This window comes from Pseudoxanthomonas sp. Root630 (genome assembly GCF_001427585.1).
Classification (GTDB): Bacteria; Pseudomonadota; Gammaproteobacteria; order Xanthomonadales; family Xanthomonadaceae; genus Pseudoxanthomonas_A.
The window spans coordinates 239,801-263,309 of sequence record NZ_LMGY01000017.1; the positions used below are offsets into that span (position 1 = coordinate 239,801).

25 protein-coding genes are annotated in these 23,509 nt (G+C 68.0%); 10 read left to right on the top strand and 15 right to left on the bottom strand.

Going from position 1 to position 23,509, the window contains the following annotated elements; translation table 11 throughout:
* The 7 genes from ASD72_RS15800 to ASD72_RS15830 all read right to left on the bottom strand — a co-directional run bounded on the left by ASD72_RS15800 (window position 1) and on the right by ASD72_RS15830 (window position 8,581).
* Window positions 1-1,101, bottom strand: coding sequence for an efflux RND transporter periplasmic adaptor subunit (locus ASD72_RS15800; RefSeq protein WP_056880901.1), 1,101 nt, complete (start codon window positions 1,099-1,101; stop codon window positions 1-3).
* Between the two features lie 21 nt (window positions 1,102-1,122).
* A complete protein-coding gene (locus tag ASD72_RS15805) occupies window positions 1,123-4,257 on the bottom strand; it encodes an efflux RND transporter permease subunit (protein WP_235578034.1) in 3,135 nt (1,044 codons plus the stop codon).
* A gap of 212 nt (window positions 4,258-4,469) precedes the next feature.
* Window positions 4,470-5,318: a LytTR family DNA-binding domain-containing protein gene (locus tag ASD72_RS15810; RefSeq protein ID WP_056880902.1), complete on the bottom strand. Its 849-nt coding sequence runs from the start codon at window positions 5,316-5,318 to the stop codon at window positions 4,470-4,472.
* 4 nt (window positions 5,319-5,322) lie between these two features.
* Window positions 5,323-6,408, bottom strand: coding sequence for a histidine kinase (locus tag ASD72_RS15815; protein WP_056880903.1), 1,086 nt, complete (start codon window positions 6,406-6,408; stop codon window positions 5,323-5,325).
* Between the two features lie 111 nt (window positions 6,409-6,519).
* Window positions 6,520-7,164 (bottom strand): trimeric intracellular cation channel family protein, encoded by a 645-nt coding sequence (locus ASD72_RS15820; protein WP_056880904.1) that lies wholly within the window; start codon window positions 7,162-7,164, stop codon window positions 6,520-6,522.
* 45 nt (window positions 7,165-7,209) lie between these two features.
* A complete protein-coding gene (locus tag ASD72_RS15825) occupies window positions 7,210-7,650 on the bottom strand; it encodes a carboxymuconolactone decarboxylase family protein (protein ID WP_056881084.1) in 441 nt (146 codons plus the stop codon).
* Window positions 7,651-7,693: 43 nt separating this feature from the next.
* On the bottom strand, window positions 7,694-8,581 hold the full coding sequence (locus ASD72_RS15830; protein ID WP_056880905.1) for an RNA polymerase sigma-70 factor: 888 nt from the start codon (window positions 8,579-8,581) through the stop codon (window positions 7,694-7,696).
* Window positions 8,582-8,695: 114 nt separating this feature from the next.
* On the opposite strand from ASD72_RS15830, the gene ASD72_RS15835 reads away from it, so the two are divergent.
* A complete protein-coding gene (locus ASD72_RS15835; protein ID WP_056880906.1) occupies window positions 8,696-10,213 on the top strand; it encodes a fumarate hydratase in 1,518 nt (505 codons plus the stop codon).
* A 148-nt stretch (window positions 10,214-10,361) separates the two neighbouring features.
* Window positions 10,362-10,997, top strand: coding sequence for a glutathione S-transferase family protein (locus tag ASD72_RS15840; protein ID WP_056880907.1), 636 nt, complete (start codon window positions 10,362-10,364; stop codon window positions 10,995-10,997).
* A gap of 114 nt (window positions 10,998-11,111) precedes the next feature.
* On the opposite strand, the gene ASD72_RS15845 is transcribed toward ASD72_RS15840, so the two are convergent.
* The 4 genes from ASD72_RS15845 to ASD72_RS15860 are packed head-to-tail and all read right to left on the bottom strand — an operon-like array spanning window position 11,112 to window position 14,410.
* Window positions 11,112-12,221 carry a sterol desaturase family protein gene (locus tag ASD72_RS15845; protein ID WP_056880908.1) on the bottom strand — a complete coding sequence of 370 codons (1,110 nt, stop codon included), beginning with the start codon at window positions 12,219-12,221 and terminating at the stop codon, window positions 11,112-11,114.
* Window positions 12,222-12,268: 47 nt separating this feature from the next.
* Entirely contained in the window at window positions 12,269-12,688 is a 420-nt protein-coding gene (arsC, locus tag ASD72_RS15850; protein ID WP_056880909.1) for an arsenate reductase (glutaredoxin), read from the bottom strand.
* Entirely contained in the window at window positions 12,688-13,872 is a 1,185-nt protein-coding gene (locus ASD72_RS15855; protein WP_056880910.1) for a phospholipase A, read from the bottom strand. The genes arsC and ASD72_RS15855 overlap by 1 nt, the downstream gene beginning before the upstream one ends.
* Before the next feature lie 52 nt (window positions 13,873-13,924).
* The gene (locus ASD72_RS15860; RefSeq protein ID WP_056880911.1) at window positions 13,925-14,410 is read right to left on the bottom strand and encodes a DUF456 domain-containing protein; all 486 of its coding nucleotides are present in this window, start codon (window positions 14,408-14,410) and stop codon (window positions 13,925-13,927) included.
* Window positions 14,411-14,640: 230 nt separating this feature from the next.
* Between ASD72_RS15860 and ASD72_RS15865 the strand changes: the two genes are divergently transcribed.
* Entirely contained in the window at window positions 14,641-14,850 is a 210-nt protein-coding gene (locus ASD72_RS15865; RefSeq protein ID WP_056880912.1) for a cold-shock protein, read from the top strand.
* Window positions 14,851-14,946: 96 nt separating this feature from the next.
* Here ASD72_RS15865 and ASD72_RS15870 read toward each other — a convergent pair whose 3' ends face one another.
* Both ASD72_RS15870 and ASD72_RS15875 read right to left on the bottom strand, forming a co-directional pair.
* Window positions 14,947-15,420, bottom strand: a complete 474-nt coding sequence (locus ASD72_RS15870) for a glycine zipper 2TM domain-containing protein (RefSeq protein ID WP_056880913.1) — start codon at window positions 15,418-15,420, stop codon at window positions 14,947-14,949.
* A 144-nt stretch (window positions 15,421-15,564) separates the two neighbouring features.
* Window positions 15,565-16,005 (bottom strand): cytochrome c, encoded by a 441-nt coding sequence (locus tag ASD72_RS15875; protein WP_056880914.1) that lies wholly within the window; start codon window positions 16,003-16,005, stop codon window positions 15,565-15,567.
* Window positions 16,006-16,081: 76 nt separating this feature from the next.
* Here ASD72_RS15875 and ASD72_RS15880 point away from each other — a divergent pair, with 76 nt between their 5' ends.
* Window positions 16,082-16,891, top strand: coding sequence for a tRNA threonylcarbamoyladenosine dehydratase (locus ASD72_RS15880; RefSeq protein WP_056880915.1), 810 nt, complete (start codon window positions 16,082-16,084; stop codon window positions 16,889-16,891).
* Between the two features lie 112 nt (window positions 16,892-17,003).
* Complete coding sequence (locus tag ASD72_RS15885) at window positions 17,004-18,419, top strand: nuclear transport factor 2 family protein (RefSeq protein ID WP_200948910.1); 1,416 nt, start codon at window positions 17,004-17,006, stop codon at window positions 18,417-18,419.
* A gap of 3 nt (window positions 18,420-18,422) precedes the next feature.
* Here the strand turns inward: ASD72_RS15885 and ASD72_RS15890 are convergent, their stop codons facing one another.
* Together ASD72_RS15890 and ASD72_RS15895 are read right to left on the bottom strand one after the other, a co-directional pair.
* On the bottom strand, window positions 18,423-19,196 hold the full coding sequence (locus ASD72_RS15890; protein ID WP_056880916.1) for a TatD family hydrolase: 774 nt from the start codon (window positions 19,194-19,196) through the stop codon (window positions 18,423-18,425).
* A 4-nt stretch (window positions 19,197-19,200) separates the two neighbouring features.
* Entirely contained in the window at window positions 19,201-19,434 is a 234-nt protein-coding gene (locus ASD72_RS15895; RefSeq protein ID WP_056880917.1) for a DUF6116 family protein, read from the bottom strand.
* A 173-nt stretch (window positions 19,435-19,607) separates the two neighbouring features.
* Here ASD72_RS15895 and ASD72_RS15900 point away from each other — a divergent pair, with 173 nt between their 5' ends.
* The 5 genes from ASD72_RS15900 (at window position 19,608) to ASD72_RS15920 (ending at window position 23,503) form a co-directional block, all read left to right on the top strand.
* Window positions 19,608-20,420: a glycine zipper 2TM domain-containing protein gene (locus ASD72_RS15900; RefSeq protein WP_056880918.1), complete on the top strand. Its 813-nt coding sequence runs from the start codon at window positions 19,608-19,610 to the stop codon at window positions 20,418-20,420.
* Window positions 20,421-20,569: 149 nt separating this feature from the next.
* Window positions 20,570-21,733, top strand: coding sequence for an acyl-CoA dehydrogenase family protein (locus ASD72_RS15905; RefSeq protein WP_056880919.1), 1,164 nt, complete (start codon window positions 20,570-20,572; stop codon window positions 21,731-21,733).
* A 93-nt stretch (window positions 21,734-21,826) separates the two neighbouring features.
* On the top strand, window positions 21,827-22,378 hold the full coding sequence (locus ASD72_RS15910; RefSeq protein ID WP_056880920.1) for a GNAT family N-acetyltransferase: 552 nt from the start codon (window positions 21,827-21,829) through the stop codon (window positions 22,376-22,378).
* Entirely contained in the window at window positions 22,375-22,863 is a 489-nt protein-coding gene (locus ASD72_RS15915) for a hypothetical protein (protein ID WP_155944688.1), read from the top strand. Before ASD72_RS15910 ends, ASD72_RS15915 begins: the two co-directional genes overlap by 4 nt.
* Entirely contained in the window at window positions 22,853-23,503 is a 651-nt protein-coding gene (locus tag ASD72_RS15920) for a glutathione S-transferase family protein (RefSeq protein ID WP_056880922.1), read from the top strand. Before ASD72_RS15915 ends, ASD72_RS15920 begins: the two co-directional genes overlap by 11 nt.
* Window positions 23,504-23,509 lie beyond the last annotated feature (6 nt).

Genomic DNA, 23,509 nt, shown 5'->3' on the forward strand with positions numbered 1-23,509 from the left:
TCAGCGTGCGGCGAGAGCGATGGCGAGGGGCTGCACCGACACTGCCTGGCCCGGTTCGACGCGCTCGCCGCCGCGCACGATCAGGCGGTCGCCAGCGCGCACGTCGCCGCTGACTTCGACCAGGTCGTCCACGGCCACGCCGGTCTTCACCGCCAGGCGCTCGGCCTTGCCTGCGGCGTCCACGCGCAGGACGAAGTCGCCTTCGCGGCGCAGGATGACCGCATCGCGCGGGACGGCGACCACGCTGCGGGTTTCCGCACTGGGCAGACCGACGTCCACCGCGGTGCCTACCGGGGCCTGCAGGTCCCGCACCGCGATCCGCAATTCGAGCTGGCGCGAGGCTTCATCGCCGACCGGGACCAGTGCACTCACCGGATAGTCGTGCTCGGCGCCGCTGCTGCGCACGCGCACCAGGGTGCCGCGTTCGAGGTGGCGGGCCAGGTCCACCGGCGCGCGCACGCGTACTTCCGGCGCCGCGGTGTCCACCAGTCGCGCCACTGATGCACCGGTCACCAGGTACTCGCCGCGCTGGGTGTGGCGTTCGGCGACGATGCCGTCGAACGGCGCGCGCACCACCATCTGCGAGCGTTGGTGGCGGAGTTGCGCGAGCTGTGCCTGCACGCGTGCCCGATCCTGCGCCAGCACGTCGCGGTCGGCGCGCAGTTGTTCGTACTGCGCGCGCGCGATGTTCTGCTGCGCGGCGAGCTGGGCGTAGCGTTGTTCCTGCCGTGCGGCGAGATCAAGCTGCGCCTGGATGCGGGCGAGGTCGGCTTCGCTCTCGCGCTCGCGCAGGCGCAGTGCGGTGTCGTCCAGCACCGCCAGCGCCTGTCCGGCGCGCACACGCTGGCCGACCTCGGCGACCTGCAGCACGCGGCCTTCCAGTTCGCTCGCCACCCGTGCGTCCTGCCGGCTGATGATGCTGCCGGGCGACCAGTGGCGCGGCGCGAAGTCGGTGCGCACGGCAGCCGCGACGCTGACGATCGCGGGTGGCGCCTCCGGCGTCGAGGGAGGGGCGCTGGCATCGGCGTCCAGCCGGAGCAGGGGGAGGGCGAGGACGCCGGCCAGCGCGAGGGCGATGAGGGACTTGTGCAGGGTACGCATGTCGTTCTCCGGAGCAGGGGATCAGGAAGCGGGATGGGGGAGCGGCAGGTCGTCTGCCACGACACGGGGCGCGGTGCGGCCGGCCAGGCGCAGCAGCGCAGGCACGAGCACCACGGTGAACAGCAGGCTGAGGGCGACACCGCCGACCGATACGGCCGCCAGTCCGCGATAGATCACCGCACCGGGCCCCGGATTGATCGCCATCGGCAGCGCGCCCAGCACGCCCGTGAGGGCGGCGATCAGGATCGGGCGCAGGCGCTGTTCGAGGGCCTGCTTGAGCGCGTCGTCCAGGGACGCACCGTCGGCCTGCGCTTCGCGCGTCTGCGCCACCAGCAGGATGGCGTTGTTGATCACCATGCCCAGCAGCATGATGAAGCCGATCATCGACAGCAGGTCCAGCGTCTGGCCGGCGACGAGATCAAGCACGCGCAGGCCGGCCACGCCGCCGAGCACCGCCATCGGCAGCGTGGCCATGACGAACGCACTGTCGCGCAGCGAACGGAACATCGCCGCCATCAGCATGAAGAGCACGACCAGCGCCATCGCGAAGTTGATGCCCATGCTGCGCACCACCTCGCCGAGCCGGTCCGCGCTGCCGGAGATGCGGATGGCCGCATCCGGCGGCAGGCTGTCGCGCAGGGTCGGCACGATCTCCCCGTTGACGATGTCCAGCGCTTCTTCCAACGACATCGCCGCGGGAGGATCGACCGTGAGCGTGACCGTGCGACGGCGATCGATGCGGCGCAGCTGGTTCGGCGCCAGCACCGTGTCCACCTGCGCCAGGTCGGCCAGGCTCAACACACCGCCTTGCGGCGTGGCCAGCGGCGCATCGCCCAGGCGCGCGATGTCGTCCTCGCCGTTGCTGCGCAGGATGATCGCCAGGCGGCGGTCGCCGTCGAAATGCTCGCCCAGCCATTGGCCATCGCCCAGCGTGCGCACCACGGTGCCCAATTCCGGCCGCCGCCAGCCGACTTCGGCCAGGCGCCGGTCGTCGGGATTGACGCGCAGCTCCGGGGTGCCGCCGTCGGCATTGGGCCAGGCCTGCACGTTGGCGCCGGCGAAACGCTCTGACAATGCCTTGCGCCCCGTTTCTGCCGCGCGCGCCAGCGCATCGCCGTCGCCGTGTTGCAGATGGATGGCGATGGCGCGCGCCGAACCGCCGAAACTGCCGAACAATTCGCCTTCGCTGGCGAAAGCGCGCGTATCGGGGAAGCCGACCACGATCTCGTCGCGCACGATGCGCTCCAGTTCGCCGATGTCGCCGGGGTCCACCACGCGCGCGCCGAGCGTGCCGCCACCCGGCCACAGGTTGAGGTACCAATTGCTGAGCTGCGGGCCCTTCTCGCCGTCCATGTAGGGACGCATGCGTTCCAGCAGCACCGGCGCGATCTCCTGGTTCACGCGTTCCGGGCTCATGCCCGGCGGAAAGTTGAAGAAGGCATCGACGGCCGCGCGCTTCACGGGCGGCAGGTAGTCGATCTGCGGCATCAGCAGCGCCGCGAGCAGGGCGGGCGCGAGCACCAGGCCGCCGACCCAGGCGAGCTGGCGCGGCCGGCCTTCGGTGGTCTTCAGCGCCCAGTCGCTGAGCCGCGACCAGAACCGGTGCTGGCGCGCTTCACCGGGGCGCGTGCGCAGCCAGCTGCCGGCAGCGGCGGGCAGTACGGTGACCGCGATCAGCAGCGAGATGCCTACGGCGATGGAAATGGTCAGGGCGAGGTCGGCGAACAGCTGGCCTTCGACGTCGTCCATGAAAATCACCGGCAGGAAGACCGCCACCGTCGTCAGCGTGGAGGCGACCAGCGCGCCACCCACCTGCCGTGTGCCTTCCAGCGCCGCATGCGTGGCCGACAGGCCTTGCTCGCGCAGGCGCACGATGTTCTCGGCGACGACGACCGCGGCGTCCATCACCATGCCGACCGCGAAGGCGAGGCCGGCCAGCGAGATGACGTTGAGGCTGCGCCCGGTCAGTTGGAGCACGATGAAGGTGGCGAGCAGCGAGATGGGGATGGCGCACGCGATCAACGCGGTGGCGCGCACATCGCGCAGGAACCACCAGAGGCAGCCCACGGCCAGCAGAACGCCCGCGGTCAGGCTGCCCGACAGCAGGCCGAGGGCGCGATTGATGAAGACCGACGCGTCGAAACTCTGCGCGATGTCCAGGCCCAGCGGTTTGAGTTCCTGTTCGCGCACGTCGGCGACGACACGCTTCACCTCGTCCAGCGTGTCGAGCACGTTGGCGCCGCTTTCGCGCAGGATGCGCAGGCCGATCGCCGGATTGCCGTTCTGGTAGGCGAAGAAGCGCTGCTCGGGGCGCTTGACCTCGACCGTGGCGACATCGGCCAGGCGCACCGGCCGGCCATCGCGCCAGGCGAGGATCAGGTTGCCCAGCGCGTCGGGCGAGTAGCGTCCGGCGAAGCGCAGCACATACTCGCGGCGGCCGGCTTCCACCACGCCGCCGGAGACATCGGTGGCGCGCGCAGCGACGGCGGCGACCTCCGGGATCTGGATGCCCAGCGCCGCGGCCCGCGACAGGTCCAGGGTGATGGTCAGTTCCTCCTCCGCGCCGCCGTTGATCTCCACGCCGGCCACGCCATCGACGGAGGTCAGCCGCGGCACGATGCGGTCTTCGATGAACTGCCGGTAGTCGAGGATGTCGCCGCGCGTACCGGGCAGCTTCTGCACGAAGAAGAAGGTCAGCGAGTTGTTGGCGTTGTCGGCGCCGGCCTGCACCACGGGTGGCGTTGCGTCGCGCGGCAACGGCTGCAGGCGGTTCATCCGCGACAGCACTTCCACCAGCATTGCGTCCATGTCGCTGCCTACCGCGAACGTCAGGTTGATGAAGCTGTTGCCGGCATTGACGTTCGAGGCCATCTCCTCCAGCCCGGGCAATCCCTGCATCACGGTTTCGATCGGCTCGACGATTTCCGATTCCATCTCCTGCGGCGAAGCAGCGCGCCAGCCGGTCTGGATCGACATCTGCGGACGCTCGATGTCCGGGAAAAGCTGCAGCGGCAACTTGCCCAGGCTCAGCAGCCCGAATGCGCACACCATCGCGACCACGATGGCGACGGCGGCAGGATTGCGCAGGGAGGCGTCGGTGAGTTTCATCGTGCGGTCCGCGTGGTGGTCGGCGGTGCGCACGATGCGCGCAGTCACACGCGGCGTTATGGCCCGGAAGTCATGCGCGGCGTGGCGTTGCGGTAAGCGGTGGAGGCGGTGCGGTGAACCGAACGTTGAGAATCCGCGTTACACCGCTTTGCGTAGAAGATGTGGGAGCGACGTCAGTCGCGATGACGCGCCATGATGCGGCCATCGCGACTGACGTCGCTCCCACAAGAAACAGGGCTCCCACAAGAAGCAGGCGACGCTTAGAGCAACACCGCCAGCTTGTCGCGATGGCTGCGCGACAGCTTCAGTTCCTGGCCGCAGTCCAGGCGCAGGAAGCTCTCGCCGTTGGTGTGCGGGCGCATCTCCACCACGCGGCGCGCGTTGACGATAGTGGAGCGGTGGATGCGCGGGAAACGTTGCGGGTCCAGCTGCTTCTCCAGTTCGCGCATGGTGGCGCGCAGGATCAGCGTGGTGCCGTTCGCTTCGTCGCCGTCCACATGGATGCACATGTAGTCGCCGGCGGCATCGATCCAGCGGATGCTGTGCAGGTCCACCCGCACGGTGCGGCCGCCGTCGCGCACGGCGAGCTTCTCCTCGCGGCGGAGCAGGTCGAGCGCGTCCGGTTTCAGCGCTTCGTCAAGGTCCAGCGGCGGGCGGCCACTGAGTTCGCCCAGCAGGCCGAGCAGGTGGGCGCAATGGCCGCTGGCCTCGCGCTGCGCACGCGCCTGGCGGACGCGGGCCAGTGCCTGGGCCAACCGCGAGTCTTCCACCGGCTTCAGCAGGTAGTCGGTGGCGGAGGCTTCGAACGCGCGGATCGCGTAGTGGTCGTAGGCGGTGACGAACACCACCAGCGGCATTTCGCTGGCGGGGATCGCCCGCAGCGTCTGGAAGCCGTCCATGCCGGGCATCTGCACATCGAGGAACATCAGGTCCGGCCGGTGCTCGCGCAGGCCGGCGATGGCCGATGCGCCGTCGCCGTACTGGCCGACGATCTCGATGTCGGGATGCGCGGCCAGGCGGATCTCCAGGCCACGACGCGCCAGCGGTTCGTCGTCGACGATCAGGGCGCGCAGGCGCGGGGCGGGGTCCGGTCGGGTGGGGTGGTCCATGGCGTCAGTCCCCCAGCGTCTGCGAGGTTTCGAACGGCAGGCGCAACGAAACCTCCAGGCCACGTTCGCGATTGCGCACCGAGAAGCCGCCGGTATCGCCGTACAGCACGTGCAGGCGCTCGCGCGTGTTGCGCAGGCCCACGCCCTTGCCCGGCGGCAGTTCGCTGCCTTCCAGGCTGCTGCAACCCGGGCCGTCATCGATCACGCGCAGCACCAGCTGCCCGCCATCGCGCTCGGCCTCGATGCGCAGCAGGCCGCCCGCCACCTGCTTGGCGACGGCGTACTTGATGGCGTTCTCGACCAGCGGCTGCAGCAGCAGGCTGGGCAGCAGGGCGCGCCAACAGTCCTCGTCGATGTCGGTTTCGATGCGCAGGCGCTCGGCGAAGCGGATCTTCTCGATGTCCAGGTACAGCGTCAGCGCGTCCAGCTCCTGGCGCAGCGTCACCCGCTGCATGGGGTCGTTGTCCAGCGAGTGGCGCAGGAACGACGACAGCCCCTGCACCATGCGGTTGGCGGTGGCGTTGTCGCGGTCGAGGATGAGGGTGGAGATCGCGTTGAGCGTGTTGAACAGGAAGTGCGGGTTGAGCTGGTAGCGCAGCATCTTCAGCTGCGCCTGGTGGGCCATGCTGCGCGCCGCGAGCGCGCGCTGGGTTTCGCCCTGCAACTGGCGGTAGTACTTGATGCCCATGTAGGCGCCCACCCAGGCCAGCACCACGTAGATATAGCCCAGCGAGTAGGCGATGAACTCCAACTGGGTGGAGGGCCGGCAGGTTTCGCAGAAATCGACCAGTGCCTCGCGGGTGACGAAATCGATGACGGCCGAACTGACGAGGATCGCCGGCACCATCACGGCCAGCAGCCGGCGCGGCGGCAGGCCCCAGCACGCGCGCAGCAGGTAGCGCAGTCCCAGGGTGACCACGGCGCCGGTGATCGCCGCCGTCAGCGGCACCACCCAGTACCCCGAAGGCTTGCCGTGCGCGACGGCATACAGGCAGCCCTGCGCGAAATACGCGCCCCAGCCGGCCAGGTGCAGCAGCCAGAAGGCCTGCTGGCGGGGCATGTCGAGGGTGCGGGATGCAGCGATGGCCATGGCGGTGGACGGGTACGGACGCAGGTGCCGCCATGCTAAGGCCATGCGCCCCGCGGTGCGCCACGGCTCATCGGCCCCCGTGCACGCTTGGGCGCACGCGGACGCGCGAGGTCAGCGCAGCGGGCCGGGCGGCTCGCCGTCGCCGCCCGATTGGAGCGCCACCGGCAGATGCCAGCCGAAGGTGATGGCGGCCATGCGCAGGCCGAAGCAGACCGCTGCGCCGAACAGCGCGCAGGGCAGGGGCGGCAGCACCAGCCAGTAGCCCAGGGCGACGATCGAGGCGCCGGCGAGCGCGGCCACGGCATACAGTTCGGCGCGCAGCACCAGCGGCACCTGGGCCAGCAGCAGGTCGCGGGCGATACCGCCGCCGATCCCGGTCAGCATGCCCATCGCCGCCGCCATCGGCGGGGCGATGCCGTATTCCAGCGCTTTCTGCGTGCCGGCGACGGCGAACAGCGCCAGGCCCATCGCATCGAAGAGCCGCACCGGATGGTGCAGCTTCTCGATCAGCGAGGCGCGGAAGAACGTCACCACGCCGGCCGCCAGCGAGGTGACCGGATAGCGCCAGTCGCTGAGCGCCGCCGGCGGCGTGGCGCCGATCAGCAGGTCGCGGGTGATGCCGCCGGCGGTCGCGGCGATGAACGACAGCACCAGCACGCCGAAGATGTCCAGGCGGCGGCGCACGCCCAGCATGGCGCCGCTGAGCGCGAACACGAACGTACCGACCAGGTCGAGGATGAGCACCAGGGTATCCATCCGCGTATTGTGCCGCCCGCGCACGGGGTCGGCGAGCGGCGGAGATCAGGCCAGGATCGGCTGCATCCCCACGCCCAGGCGGTTCCAGGCGTTGATCGTGGCCACCGCCATGGTCAGCTCGGCGATGCCCTGTTCGTCGAAATGCGTCTTCAGCGCCTCGTAGGTGCTGTCGGCCGGTGCGCCGGAGGGCAAGGTGGTCAGCTGCTCCGCCCAGGCCAGCGCGGCGCCTTCGCGGGCATCGAAGAAGCGGCTGTCTCGCCAGCCTGCCAGCGTGTGCAGCTTTCGCGACTCCACCCCGGCCTTGACCAGTGCGCTGCTGTGCATGTCCATGCAGTAGGCGCAGCCGTTGATCTGCGAGACGCGCAGGAAGATGAGTTCAAGGAACTCCTTCCCCAGCACGCCGTTGTGGACGGCCGTGCTGGTGGCGTAGAGACCGCGGAAGGCCTCGGGAACGTACTTCGGATAGTCGACGCGATGGAATTTCATGGTCATGGCAGTGCCTCAATGGTGGCCGTCATGGCCACCTTCACTACCAGGACGCGCCACCGTCCTGCGCCGTGACAGCCGTGCCCAGCTTGTCCGGATTGGCGACGGTGAACAGTTCGCTGATGCGTTCGCCATCGCTCATCGCCACCATCACCGCGACCAGCACGCCGTCGCGGTAGCGCAGGATCGCAGGCTCGCCGTTCACCGTGCCCATGCGCCAGGCGATCGTCGGGTCCTGCCGGCGGTAGGCGGCCCAGAACAGCCGTGCGATCCGCATCGCGCCCTGTAGCGGCCGGATGACCGCCTGCGCCTTGCCGCCGCCATCGGAGACCAACTGCGCGTCCTCGCGCAGCAGGGCGGTGATCGCAGGCTGGTCGCCGCGACGCGCGGCGTCCATGAAGCGCTCCAGCAGGCGTCGGTGGTTCTCGGGCGGCACGTCGAAGCGCGGACGCCCTGCCTGCACGCGTTCGCGCGCACGATGGACCATCTGCCGGCAATTGGCCTCGCTCTGGCCGAGCAGGGGCGCGATCTGCGCGTAGTCGTAGTCGAAGGCCTCCTTCAGCAGGAAGGCGGCGCGCTCCTCCGGACCCAGCCGTTCCAGCACGGCCAGGAAGGCCAGTGAGACCTGTTCCGAGACTTCGGCGGTGCGCTCCGGGCCGGGGGCCTCGTCGATGTCCGAGGGCGCGGGCAGCCAGGGGCCGGTGTAGTGCTCGCGCTGCACGCGCGCCGCGCGCAGGCGGTCGATGCCCAGGCGGGTGGCGGCGGTGACCAGCCAGGCCTCGGGGTCGCGGATGCCGGTCTTGTCGGTCTGCTGCCAGCGCAGCCAGGTGTCCTGGACGACATCCTCGGCGTCGCTGCGGCTGCCCAGCAGGCGGTAGGAGAGCCCGAAAAGACGGGAGCGGTGGGTTTCGAAGGTGTTTTCGGCGTTCATGCGACCAAAGACGGGGCAGGGCGACGTGGCGTGACAGCCGGGCACGGAGCCACTTTGGCCTAAAATGGACGCTTCCGCCCGCTACCCCACCGGCAGCCCCCGGCTTTACGTCCCATGACCTCGATCAAGCAAGAAGACCTCATCCAGTCCATCGCCGACGGCCTGCAGTACATCAGCTACTACCACCCGGTCGACTACATCAAGAGCCTCGCGTCGGCCTATGGCCGCGAAGAATCGCCGGCCGCGAAGGACGCCATCGCGCAGATCCTGATCAATTCGCGCATGTGCGCCGAGGGCCATCGCCCGATCTGCCAGGACACCGGCATCGTCACCGTGTTCCTCGAGATCGGCATGGACGTGCGCTGGGACGACGCCACGATGGGCGTGGAGGACATGGTCCACGAAGGCGTGCGCCGCGCCTACAACCACCCCGACAACAAGCTGCGCGCCAGCGTGCTGGCCGACCCGGCCGGCAAGCGCACCAACACGAAGGACAACACGCCGGGCGTGGTTAACGTCAAGGTCGTGCCGGGCAACACCGTCGACGTGATCGTCGCCGCGAAGGGCGGCGGATCGGAAGCGAAGTCGAAGTTCGCGATGCTCAACCCGTCCGACTCTATCGTCGACTGGGTGCTGAAGACCGTGCCGACGATGGGCGCCGGCTGGTGCCCGCCGGGCATGCTCGGCATCGGCATCGGCGGTACCGCCGAGAAGGCGATGCTGCTGGCGAAGGAATCGCTGATGGAGCCCATCGACATCACCGACCTGCAGGCCCGCGGCGCGAACAACCGTGCCGAGGAACTGCGCCTGGAGCTGTACGAGAAGGTCAATGCGCTGGGCATCGGCGCGCAGGGCCTGGGTGGCCTGACCACCGTGCTCGACATCAAGGTCAAGGATTACCCGACCCACGCGGCGAACCTGCCGGTGGCGATGATCCCGAACTGCGCCGCCACGCGCCACGCGCACTTCACCCTCGACGGCAGCGGCCCGGTGATGCTGGACCCGCCGTCGCTGGAAGACTGGCCGGAGCTGACCTACGACGCATCGAAGGGCCGTCGCGTCGATCTCGACACGCTGACCCGCGAGGATGTCGCCAACTGGAAGCCGGGCGAAGTCCTGCTGCTCAACGGCAAACTGCTGACCGGACGCGATGCCGCGCACAAGCGGATGGTCGACATGCTCAACAAGGGCGAGGCGCTGCCGGTCGATCTGACGGGCCGCTTCATCTACTACGTGGGCCCGGTCGATCCCGTGCGCGATGAAGTCGTCGGCCCGGCCGGCCCGACCACCGCCACCCGCATGGACAAATTCACCGAACAGGTGCTCGCGCAGACCGGCCTGCTGGGCATGGTCGGCAAGGCCGAGCGCGGCCCGGCGGCGATCGAGGCCATCAAGAAGCACCAGTCGGCCTACCTGATGGCGGTCGGCGGCGCGGCGTACCTCGTCTCGAAGGCGATCAAGGCGGCGAAGGTCGTCGGTTTCGCCGACCTGGGCATGGAAGCGATCTACGAGTTCACCGTGCAGGACATGCCGGTGACGGTCGCCGTCGATTCGCAGGGCACCTCGGTGCACCAGACCGGCCCGAAGGAATGGCAGGCGCGGATCGGGAAGATTCCGGTGGTGGTGGCCTGAGGCTATTCCCTTCTCCCTTCGGGAGAAGGTGCCGAAGGCGGATGAGGGGCGAACGAAGCCGGAGTGCTTGAGTCATCCTGACCTTCGGTGCCCCTCACCCCAACCCCTCTCCCGCAGGGAGAGGGGCTCAAACTTCATAGGTCCATGCATGTCGACGACGCTCTACTACTCCCGCAGCACCGCCAGCCTGGTCGTCCACTGGCTGTTGATCGAACTCGGCATCCCGCATGAGCTGCGCGAGCTGGACTTCGACAAGCGCGACCAGAAGTCCGACGAGTACCTGAAGTTGAATCCCGCCGGCGTGGTGCCCACGCTGGTGATGGACGGTCAGGTGATCACCGAGACCGCCGCGATCCTGATGCACCTCGCCGATACGCATCCGCGCGCCGAGCTGGCGCCTGCCGTGGCGAGCGCACAGCGTGCGCAGTACTACCGGTGGATGCTGTTCTGCGCCAACACGCTGATGCCGGCGTATCGCGCGTGGTTCTATTCGGACGAGATCGCCGGCGAGGCCAACATCGAGGCCACGCAGCAGCACGCCCGGGCGAAATTGGAGAAGGCGTGGGGACAGGTCGCCGGGCATCTGGAGGCGCATGGCCCCTACCTGTTGGGCACGCAGCGCACCGCGGCCGACTTCCTGCTGACGATGCTGATGCGCTGGTCGCGCAACATGCCGAAGCCCACCGACACCTGGCCGGTGCTGGAGGCCTACGCCCAACGCATGAAGGCGCTGCCGAGCTTCAAGGACGTCTATGCTCGTGAGGGGTTGACGGACTGGACGTAGTGGACAGGCGTCTTGTGGGAGCGACGTAAGTCGCGAGCTTTTTCTCCGGCTCGCATCGCTTGGGTCATGCAGTTTCGCGACTCACGTCGCTCCCACACCGATTGCCTTGGCAACTCAGTCCACATACTCGTCGAACTTCCGCCCGCCCTGGAACGGCATCAGGTGCTGGCGCAGGATGCCGCGCGGCACCGTTTCCAGCTTCATCACCCCATACTCTTCCGGCCACGCTTCCTGCCTGGGCGGCAATTTGAACGTGCCCATCAACATGTCCACCAGCGGCAGGTGGATGGCGTAGTTCACGTCCAGGTAGTCCTTGTGCCGGGCGTGATGCCAGTGGTGATAGCGCGGCAGCACCAGCAGGTACTCCAGCCAGCCGAAGCGGATGCCCAGGTTGGCGTGCGCCAGCACGGCCTGCAGGCCGACCAGGATCACGTAGGCATTCACCGCCGGCGTCGAGAAGCCGAGGATCAGCAGCGGCAGCAGCACCGCGCTGCGGGTCAGCACGATCTCGACGATGTGGATGCGCGAGCCGGCCAGCCAATCCATCTCGCGGCTGGAATGGTGGACGGCGTGGAAGCGCCAGAGCCACGGAATGTTGTGGTACGCGCGGTGCAGCAGCGCCTGCGCGAGGTCGGCGACGAATACGGCGATCAGGAACTGCGCCCAGACCGGCAGCGACTGGATGGCGTCCTTCAAGGCGGGGAACGCGGCCAGGCCGGCGATGGTCGAGGTGGAGGCCGTCACCAGGATCAGGATGAACTGGACCAGCATGTGGCTCATGAAGAAGTACGTCACGTCGGTGCGCCAGCCGGGGCGCAACGGCGAGATCCGGCGCTTGCCGAGGTAATGCTCCAGCGGCACGAACACCAGCGCCGAGAAGAACAGCGAGATCACGAACCAGTCCAGGCCCAGCGAATACGGCGTCTTGCCGATGGCATCGAACTGCACGTTGGTGCCGCCCAGCAACACCGCCAGCGTGGCGCCGCCCACGCCGACCAGCGCAATGCGCTTGTTGCGGTCGCGCAGGATGGCCACCGTGCCCAGCATGAACGCCGCGACCAATCCGACCAGCAGCAGGTGGCGGGCGAACTGTTCGTTGTAGGCCGCGCGGAACTCCTTGCTGGTCAGCAGTTCCGGGTAGTGGAAACACAGCACCGCCATCAGGCTGAGCAGGCCCAGCAGGGCGGAGGCATAGGCGAAGAACGAACGGCGCGGGCGCGACATGGCTGGCTTCCTTGGCAGGCGAAACAGGTCCTGCGCCCGATCTTACGTCAGGCGATGCGGTTTCCGGCCGCGTCCACGACCGGCTCGCCGTCTTCCTTGGTGAAGGCGCCACGCTGCCGTTGCGGGAGGATGTCGAGCACCTGTTCCGATGGGCGACAGAGCTTCGTGCCCAGGGCAGTGACCACGATCGGGCGGTTGATCAGCACCGGATGCGCCAGCATGGCGTCGATGAGCGCCGCATCATCGGCCCCGGCCAGGCCGAGTTCCGCATGGAGCGCCTCTTTGGTGCGCACGACCTCGCGCACTTGCACGCCCATGGCCGCGATCAGCGACAACAGCGTGGCGCGGTCGGGCGGCGTCTGCAGGTACTCGACGACCTGCGGCTCGATACCGGCATTGCAGATCAGCCCCAGCGTATTGCGCGAGGTCCCGCAAGCGGGGTTGTGGTAGATCGTCACGTCGTCCATCAGTACCAGTCCAGCAACGAGATGCCCAGGCCGAGATAGGTGGCCTTGTGGTTGTAGTCGATCAGGCTTTCGCCGTAACCATGGAAGACCTGCAGGTGGCCGCGGAACGTGCGGTTGATCGGGAAGCCGTAGTCCACCTGCAGCGCGCCATGCGAATCGTCGCCGCCGCGCAGCGAGTGCCGGCCCAGCACGGTGAAGACGTGACCGCCTTTCGCATAGGTCAGCATCGCGTCGCCACGGCCGATGTAGTCCTCGATGTCCGGATTGTCGTCGTCGTTGCCGTCCGGGACGCGGTACCACGGCCGGACGACGAACGCCCAGTTCTCACGGTCCAGGCCGATGGTGGCGATGACGCGGTTCCAGCTGCGCGACAGCGGATCGCCGCGTCCGTTGGACTGGTGGTTGATGCCGATGCCGGCCATGCGGCCCTTCCAGCCGGCGATGCTGTAGTTGTTGCGGAACACCAGCATCACTTCCGGCTCGTAGTTCGTCTCTCGGAACGGCCGCGACTCCTCGCCGTTGAACACCTGCCAGCGCGAGCTCTGCGTGTACGCGCCCCAGAGGTCGCCGTTGTCGCCGAACAGGTTCTCCGCGAACTTGGTCTTGAAGCTCAGCTGGAACTTCGCCTCGATGTCCTGCAACTCCTGCGGCGTGGTGATCGTGTTGTCGGGGTTCGGCGAAGTCGGGGTCTCGTTGACCTGGCTGGTCCAGAAGGCGGGCAGCAGGTACACCGGCTTGTAGCCGCGCAGCTGGAACACGCCCAGCTTCGAGTCCTTGGCCAGTTCCCAGCGGCTGTCCAGCAACGAGCCGCGCCCGGCGTTGGCGATCAGGTCGGCGTCCGCGGGGTCGTCCGCGCGGAACCAGGCCCCCAGCCGGCGGCGGGTGCGCTCGCTCAGGGCTACGTCCTGGTCCTGCGCTTCGGCGGCGGCGCGCGCTTCGGCCCGGGCCTTCGCGCGGGCGGCGGCCTCGGCTTCCTTCGCCGCCACCGCTTCTTCATCCGCCCGGCGGGTGTCGGCGGCGGTGCGCCCCAGGGCCTGGTCGTAGCAGGCCAGGCGCTGGGCGTCGTTTTCCAGCAGGAAGCAGGCTTCGGCCGATGTCGCGACCGGCGCGCTTTCCTGCGCATGGGCGCTCAGCGCGCCTGTAACTCCAATGACGAGGGGGAGCAGTCGGATGCAATGCGTCATGCAGGGGTCGCTCGGTGGGGGCGCCGCCATTCTGCCAGCCGACGCGCCAAGGTCAGAAGAACCAGGCGAAGACGAACAGCCCCAGCATCGCGAAGGCCAGGCCCAGCTTCAGGACCACCCCAAGGACGATACCCAGCCAGGTGGCCAGCCCGACCTTGGTGGCCTGTCGGAACTCGCGGCCATGCCACAACTCGCCCAGCAGCGCGCCGATGAAGGGGCCTGCGAGCAAGCCGATGGGCATGAAGAACAGGCCGGCGAAGGTGCCGATCACGGTGCCCAGCAGGGCTTTCCGGCTGGCCCCGACGCGCTGCGCGCCGATCGCCGTGGAGAAGATGTCCACCGCGAAGGACAGCGCCGTCAGCAGTCCCAGCACCACCAGGGTGCCCCAGTGGATCCGTTCGAAATCGCCTGCCCACGCCGCCAGCAGCATGCCGGCGAACACCAGCGGGAGGCCGGGCAGGGCGGGCAGGATGACCCCGGCGATGCCGACCAGGATCAGCACGATGGCCACGGCGTAGTACAGAAACTGGATGTCCAAACAATTCTCCTAGGGAATCAAAGGCTTGCCGGGGGGTTGACTTTCTCGTTCAAGCGTTTGCATTTTGCCAAATGCCGGGTTACTGTGCGGCCGCTGTCGTTGCCAAGGTCACCGTGCACCGTGGCCTGATGGGGTAGATCCAATGATCCGCTGCATCGCTTGTACCTCGTGTCCTCCTTGCAACCAGCCGCCGAGAGGCGTAACCACCACCCGTTCCAAGGAGCAACAAGATGTCCGAGCGTGAAACCGGAACCGTTAAATGGTTCAACGATGCCAAGGGCTTCGGCTTTATCAGCCGTGAGAATGGCGAAGACGTGTTCGTGCACTTCCGCGCCATCCAGACCCAGGGTTTCAAGAGCTTGAAGGAAGGCCAGAAGGTCACCTTCACCGTCGTGCAGGGCCAGAAGGGCCTGCAGGCGGATGCGGTAGAACCCGTCTGAGTGATCGTAACGCGTACCGCGCCTGGCGCGGGCTCCGCAAGAAAAAGCCCGGCAGATGCCGGGCTTTTTCTTTGCCTGACGGGGCGTGTGCGTGGATCAGCGCAGCACCACGCGGCCATTCTGGACGCGCACGTACGTGTTCTCGCGGATGCCGCCCAAGTCGTGCTGGCTGATGGTCACGCGGCGACCGTCGTCCATGCGCACGGTGACGTTGTAGGTATCGCCGGTGGTGCGCTTCTGGATGGCGTTGCCCGCGGCCGCGCCCGCGACGGCACCGGCGACGGTGGAGACGTTCTTGTTGCCGTCGCTGCCGCCGGTACGATCGGAGATCTGGCGGCCGGCCACCGCGCCGACGATGCCGCCGAGCACGGCGCCCGTCGCCGACGGGGCACTGCGCCCCGAGGACACCACGTCGATGCGCTCGACGATGCCGCAATCGGCGCAGTAGCGGCTGGCCGGGGCGTTGTAGCCGCCGCCATAGCCGCTGTTGCCGTAACCCGGTGACGTGCTGGCGCAACCGGCGAGGGCGACGGTGGCGGTCAAACCGATGACGAGCAGACGCATATTCATGGGGGGCTCCTGTGTGCGATGTAACCCGTGCGTTCGCCGGGTCTTCTCGCGTCACATGCTCCGCAGCCGCGCGTGAACGTGATGACAATCGGGCCGCTTGCGCGGCCCGGATGTCAGGTGGGATTCATGGGCGAGACGCCGACGTCACCCCTTGAAATCCTGGTGGCAGGCCTTGCAGTCCCCGCCCACTTTCTCGACCAGTGCGGATGCGGCGGCGCAATCGGTCGGAGGCGCACTCAATGCAGCGTCCAGGTCGGCGCGGAACTGGCTCGTATGGCTCTTGAAGCGCGCGTCGTCGGCCAGCCCCGGGAACGCGAGTTCCAGGTCGTTGGCCATCGCGCGCAGCGTGCGCACGTGCGGGATGGTGTCGGTGGCCGCGCAGCGGTTCTGCTTGACCTTGTCTGCCAACTGGCCGGCATGCTTGCCCATCACATGCATGACGCTGTGGGGGAAGGGGTCCTGGCGCGCCTGCAGCGCACGCATCGCCATCACCGTGCCGATGGCGCCCACCACCAGGCCGATCAGGAAGAGGAAGAAGTAGCGCGAAGCGGCGGAAGGCTTCTTGGTCTCGGGCTGGCTGGCCATGCGGCGGGCTCCATGTGGGTGACCGGGCGATGGTACGACGGCCATCACGGTTCGCGCCACGGCTTACACTAGTGAGATGAAGAAAGAACTCCGGGACCGGTTCGCCGGCATCGACCGTCTGTACGGCGTGGGCGCGACGGAACGCTATGCGGCATCGCGGGTGGCCATCGTCGGCATGGGCGGCGTCGGATCGTGGGTGGTGGAAGCGCTGGCACGTTCGGGCGTTGGTCATCTCACGTTGATCGATGCCGACGACATCTGCGTCTCCAACACCAACCGCCAGTTGCCCGCGCTGGAAGGTCACTACGGCCGCAACAAGGCCGAGGCGATGGCCGAACGTTGCCGCGCGATCAACCCGCTGATCGACGTCGATGTCGTCCCGCAATTCCTGACGGCTTCCAATATGGAGGAGCTGCTGGATCGCGATTTCGACCTGGTGCTCGATGCCTGCGACAGTTTCCGCGTGAAGGTGGAGATGATCGCCTGGTGCCGGCGGCGGAAGCTGCCGATCGTCGTCTCCGGTTCGGCGGGCGGGCGCACCGATCCCACCCAGATCCGCCTGCGCGATCTCTCGCGCACCGAACACGATGCGTTGCTTGCGCTGGTCCGCAAGAAGTTGCGCGCGGAGTTCAATTTCCCGAAGAACCGCGACCGCTACTTCGGCGTGCAGGCGGTCTATTCGCTGGAAAACGTCAACTATCCGCAGGCGGACGGCACCGTGTGCGGCCTGCGTCCACAACTGGGCGCCGATGCCGCGCTGAAGCTGGACTGCGGCGTCGGCCTGGGCGCGGCGACGCATATCACCGGCGCTTTCGCCTTCGCCATGGTGGGCAAGGCACTGGAACTGCTGCTCAAACCGCGCAAGGTCGTCGCCGCCAGCCATTGAGAGGGCGAAGCGACTCGCCCCGGCGCGCGAGCGCGACGTTCTGGCGCATGTCGTCTGTGCACGGCGATGGCGTGGGGGGATAGTTCGCGCCCCTCCCGACCGTTCCCTTTCCATGTACACCCGCCTCCTGCTGATGTTGGCCAGCCTGCTGCCTTGCGCCGCGGCAGCCCATGCCTGTTCCGTCGTTCCCGACACCATGCGCGCCGCACGCATCCATGCGCCCGGCGGCCCGGAGGCGTTGCGCGTGGAGCGCGTGCCGACACCCACGCTGGGTGCGGGTGACGTGCTGGTGCGCGTGCACTACGCAAGCATCAATCCTGTCGACTGGAAGTTGCAGGAAGCGGGTCGCTTGCCCTTTCCTGCCACGCCGGGCGGCGATTTCGCCGGCGAGGTGGTGGCCGTCGCGCCCGGCGTTACCACCTTTGCCTGCGGCGACCGCGTCGCCGGTATCGTGGATCCGCGCGAGCGGTCCGGCAGCTATGCCGAATATGTGGCGGCACCGGTCGCGGCGCTCGTGCCGGCGCCGCCCGCGTTCACGCTGCAGGAAGCCGCGGCTTACCCGACGGTCGCCGTCGCGGCGTGGCGCTACCTGGTCGGTGCGGCCGATGTCCGGCCCGGAGAACGCGTGCTGGTGCACGGGGGCGCCGGCGGCGTGGGTTCGATGGTCGTGCAACTCGCGAAGGCGCGCGGCGCCCAGGTGATCGCGACCGCATCGGCGCGCAACCACGATTACCTGCGCGCCCTCGGCGCGGACGATGTGATCGACTACCGCAGCGTCCGCTTCGAGGACGTTGTGCGCGATGTCGACATCGTGGTCGATACCGTCGGCGGCGACACGCTGGCACGCTCGCCCGACGTGCTGCGCGACGGCGGGCGACTGGTCACGCTGGTCGGCCAGGCCCCCGCCGCCGTCTGCACGCAGGGGCGTATCGTCTGCCCCGCGACACCGCCTTGGGACGTGCAGGCGGGGCTCAACGGCGTGGCACCGTTGATCGCGGCCGGTCAGTTGCGCGTCCATGTCGATGGCCTGTATCCGTTGGCGCAGATCGTCCAGGCCCAGCAGCACAACCGCGCCGGTTCGACCCGCGGGAAAGTGGTCGTGGCGATCGCTGCGGACAATGTCGCAAGCGCGAGCGGCGATGACGTGGCCGCGGTGCGCCTGCCGCTGCAGGCGTATCTGGACGGCCATGCGACCGGCCAGCGTCGGCACTTCCAGCGCGCATTCGCCGATGATGCGGTGCTGCTGGGGTTCAAGGACGGGCGCTATCGGCGCTGGCCTGCGCGGGATTACATCGATGCCTCTTCGAGCGGCCGCGTACCGGCGGACGAGGCCAAGCGCACGCGCCATGTCCGCCAGATCACCGTGACCGGCGACGTCGCGACGGCCGTGATCGAACTGGACTATCCGGACATGAAGGCGCTGGACCACATGACGCTGTTACGTCAGGGCGACGCATGGAAGATCGTGGTCAAGGCCTACCATGCGTGGACTCCCGGCACGGCCGAGGGCGCTGCGGCCGTGCGCTGACGCTCAGCTCCCGACAGCGGGCAGTGCGAACAGGCGCTCCGCATTCCGCGTGGTGGCGCGGGCTACTTCGTCAGCGGCGATATCGCGCAGCCCGGCGATGACATCGCGGATCACCGGCAGCCGCGCGGGCTCGTTGCGCTGGCCGCGGATACCGGCGTCGGGCTGGTCGGGCGAATCCGTTTCCAGCAACAGGTAATCCAGCGGCATGGTGGCAGCGAGGGTGCGCAGCCGGTTGGCGCGCTCGTACGTCACCGGCCCACCCAGGCCGATCAGGAAACCGGCCTGCCACAGTTGCTTCGCCTGTTCCGGGCTGCCGGAAAAGCTGTGCACCACGCCGCGCAGGCCGCCGACCCGCCTGATCGACGCGATCACGGCATCCACCGCGCGGCGGGCGTGCACGATCAAGGGCAGGTCGAACTCGCGCGCCAGCCGAAGTTGGCCATCGAAGTACAACTGCTGCGTCTCCGCATCCAGCCCTTCCACGAAGAAATCAAGGCCGCATTCGCCGACCGCGACCGGTTTCTCGCGTTCGATCCAGGCGCGCAGTTCGTCCAGGTGTTCGGGCCGATGCTCCGACAGGTACATCGGGTGCAGGCCGTAGGCGGCGAACAATCCCGCATCCTGCGCGCAGACATCGCGCAGTTTCGGCCACGAAGCCGCCGTTACCGCCGGCACCACCTGGCGCGTCACCCCGGCTGCGCGCGCGCGCGCCAGCGCGGCGTCGCGGTCGGCGTCCAGTTCGGGCGCATCGAAGTGGCTGTGGCTGTCGACCAGCATGGCGTCAGCGGCGTGCGTCGGGCGCCTCGAGCGAGGAGGGCGGGTCTTTCCTGCGCTTCCAGTTGGCGAGCAGCAGCGTGCCGAGGCCGAACAGCACTTCGTCGAGCAGCGGTATCGGATCGAGGCCCGGAGGCAGCAGCACGCTGATCACGAACAACGTCGCCGTGATCTTGAACAACGTGGGATAACGCAGCCGGCGCGCCCACTCGAGCACGGGGAGCAGCAAGGGACTAGGCATCGTGGTGGCACCTCGGCCGGTCTGGAATGGGCGTCACGCTAGCATGATCGGCAGGTCACGGAATCGTTCATTTTCCGTTGTTTTTCGTCGCCGTTCGCGGGTACTTGGTTCAGGTTCGCAGTGGTGCAATGATGGCCAATGTGAACCGGGCAAGGCCCGACTTGGAGGCAGCGATGAAGAGCAATACCACAACCATTCTTGTCGCCGTCGGCGCGCTGCTGGTGGGCGGTGTGGCCACGGCGGCATTCCTCAAGGGCGGGGACAAGGGCCCGGCGGATGCCGGCCTGGTGACCGCCGCGGATGGTGCACTGGTCGCGGACGATGCGGCCTCGACCGACAACCAGATCCCGGTCAGCACCCTGCAGTACGCCGAGGTGGTCAAATCCGCCCCGGTGACGAGTTCGGAAAAGCTGTACGCCACGGTGATCGGTACCGAAGCCGTACGCGAGACGACTACCAGCAGCACGCCGCGCGAAGTCTGCCAGGACGTGGTCGTGCAGGAGCGCGCGCCGGAACGCGACGGCAACGTCGGCGGTACCGTGGCGGGTGCCGTGATCGGCGGCCTGCTGGGCAACCAGGTCGGCAGCGGCAGCGGCAAGAAGGCCGCGACGGTGGCTGGCGCGGTGGCCGGTGGCGCCATCGGCAACCAGGTGGACAAGCGCCACGTGGGCGGCAAGGTCGTCAGCCGTACCGAGCGCCAGTGCCATACCGAGAACGCGACGTCCGAGTCTTCGCGCGTGACCGGCTACAACGTGACCTACCGCAACCCGGATGGCACCACCGGCACGATGCGCATGGACAGCAAGCCGGGCAGCCGCATCGCCCTGGGCACCACGGACAAGGTCGTCGGGTACGACGTGACCTACCGCTTCGAAGGCCAGGAAAAGACGATCCGCATGGAACAGGAGCCGGGCGCCCGCCTGCCGGTGATCGACGGTCAGGTCGTCACCCAGACCGCCAGCGTGGACACGCCCAAGCAGGGCTGAACCCGCGGTCCCGGCCGGGACCTGCGTTTCAACGTGGCACCCCTCGAAGGCCGGCGTTTCGCCGGCCTTCGCTTTGCGGACTGGCGCTTACCGGCCCGGACGGCCACCGCATACAATCGCCGGATACCTCAAACGCCGGTTGAAATGCGATGGCCCTGAACCCGTACGATCTGTTCGATGTCCGTTCCCTGCTGAGCGAAGAGGAGCGCGCCGTCCAGGACGCCGTGGCCCGCTTCACCGATGAGCGTGTACGGCCGATCATCGGCGACGCTTTCGACCAGGGGCGTTTCCCGAAGGAACTCGTGCCTGAGATCGCCGAACTTGGCCTGCTGGGTTCCTCGCTGCCGGAAAAGTACGGCTGCGCCGGCCTCAATGCGGTCAGCTACGGCCTGATCTGCCAGGAACTCGAGCGCGGCGACAGCGGTATCCGCAGCTTCGTCAGCGTGCAGTCCTCGCTGTGCATGTACCCCATCTACGCCTACGGCAGCGAAGAACAGCGTGAGCGCTGGCTGCCGGACATGGCGGCCGGCAAGGTGATCGGCTGCTTCGGCCTGACCGAGCCCCACGGCGGCTCCGACCCGGCCAACATGAAGACCCACGCGCGTCGCGACGGCGACGATTGGGTCATCAACGGCTCGAAGATGTGGATCACCAACGGCAACCTCGCCGACATCGCGATCGTCTGGGCGCAGACCGACGACGGGATCCAGGGCTTCCTGCTCGAGAAGGGCATGGCCGGGTTCACCGCGCAGGAGATCAAGCACAAGATGAGCCTGCGCGCATCGGTGACCAGCGCGCTGTTCTTCGACAACGTGCGCGTGCCCGACAGCAGCCGCCTGCCCAACGTCAAAGGACTGAAGGGCCCGCTGGGCTGCCTGACCCAGGCGCGCTACGGCATCACCTGGGGTCCGATCGGCGCCGCCATCGCCTGCCTCGACGAAGTGCTGGCCTACACCAAGGAGCGCATCCTGTTCGACCGCCCGGTGGCGGCCACGCAGAGTGCGCAGATCAAGATGGCCGAGATGGCTCGCCGGATCACCCTGGCGCAGTTGCTGTCGCTGCAGCTGGGTCGTTTGAAGGATGCCGGCACCATGGCGCCTTCGCAGGTATCGCTGGCGAAGTGGAACAACTGCCGCATGGCCATCGACATCGCGCGCGAATGCCGCGACCTGCTCGGCGGCGCCGGCATCACCACCGAGCACGCCGCCATCCGCCACGCGCTGAACCTGGAATCGGTCATCACCTACGAAGGCACGGAAACCGTGCACCAGTTGGTGATCGGCCGCGAACTGACGGGCATCAACGCGTTCTGAGGAAGCGCCGCACCGTGCGTGCGACCAAGGCCGCGCGCGGACCGGATGTTCAGCGCGTGGGGTTGCCTTCCGTTCTGGGATGACGTGGCACCGATGGACCTTTCCGACCTGCAACTCGAAACGCCCCGCCTGCTGCTGCGCTTGCCGCGGCGCGAGGACTACGAAGCGTGGGCTGCGTTCGCCACCGACGAAGAGACCATGCGCTACATCGGGGGCACGCAGGCGCGCTCGCCCGCCTGGCGCAGTCTGGCGGCGACGCTGGGTAGTTGGCATCTGCAGGGTTTCGGGATGTTCTCGGTGATCGAGAAAGCGAGTGGCCGCTGGATTGGCCGGGTAGGGCCGTGGCAGCCGGAAGGCTGGCCGGGCACCGAGGTCGGCTGGAGCATCGCCCGTGAAGCCTGGGGACGCGGTTACGCGCCCGAGGCCGCGACGGCGAGCGTGGACTGGGCGTTCGACCACCTGGGTTGGGAGGACGTGATCCACACCATCGACCCGCAGAACACCAACTCGAAGACCGTCGCCGCAAAACTCGGCTCGATCTACCTGCGGATGGACCGCCTGCCCGAACCCCACCACGAGAAGCCGGTGGAAGTCTGGGGCCAGACGCGCGCGCAATGGCAGGCGGGCAGGGTGGCGCAACCGTGAGCCCGACGTCCGCGCTGCACGCAGGCCTGCACGATGCTTTGCCGCAGATGGCGCAGACGTTCCGTGATCCCTGGTGGATCATCGGCAGTGCGGCGATGGTGCTGGCCGGCATTCCGGATGTGGTGCCGCAGGACATCGACGTGCTCTGCAGTCGCCGCGACGCGCTGCAACTGCGTGAGGCGTGGGTCGATCATGTCGATACGGCCTACCGTCCCGCGGATGAGACACGCTTCCGCTCCGCGTTCGCGCGCTTCGTGCACCTGCCGATGCCGGTGGAAGTCATGGGTGGGCTGGAACTGATGACGGCCACGGGATGGCAGCCTGTGCAGGTGCATGACGACGTGCGCCTCGATATCGCCGGTTACGGCGTGCGTCTCCCGACGCCGGCAGAACAACGTCGCATCCTGCTCGCCTTCGGTCGCGACAAGGACCTCGCCAAGGCCACCCGCATTCCAGTCCTGCCGGAGCATCCGCATGTCGCCTGATCCCGTCACCGTCCACGGCATGTCCACGTCCGGCAACTGCCACAAGGTGCGCCTGTTGCTCGAGCAACTCGGCCGGCCCTATGCCTGGATCGAGGTCGACAGCGCCCAGGGTGGCACTCGCACGCCCGGTTACCTGGCGAAGAACCCGAACGGCAAGGTGCCGATGCTGGAGCGTGCCGATGGCGCGATCCTCGTGGAATCGAACGCCATCCTCTGCTGGCTGGCGGAAGGCAGCGCCTACTTGCCAACCGATGCCTGGCAGCGTGCGCAGGCGCTGAGCTGGCTGTTCTTCGAACAGTACAGCCATGAGCCCTACATCGCGGTGGCGCGCTTCATCCGGGGCTGGACGTCGCTGGATTCGCCGCGTCGTGCCGATCTGCCACGCCTGCACGAGCGCGGCGCCCAGGCGCTGGTCGTGATGGAGAAGCACCTGCAGGGCGCGTCGTGGTTCACGGGCGATGTTTACGGTGTGGCCGACATCGCGCTGTTCGCCTACACCCACTGCGCCGACGACGGCGGCTTCGATCTTGCGGCATACCCGCATATCTCCGACTGGCTGGCGCGCGTTCGCGCCCAGCCGGGTTTCGTTCCCATGCCGGGTGTGAGCGACGATGTCGCCGCGCGCCTGGCGTCCTCCTGATCCGAG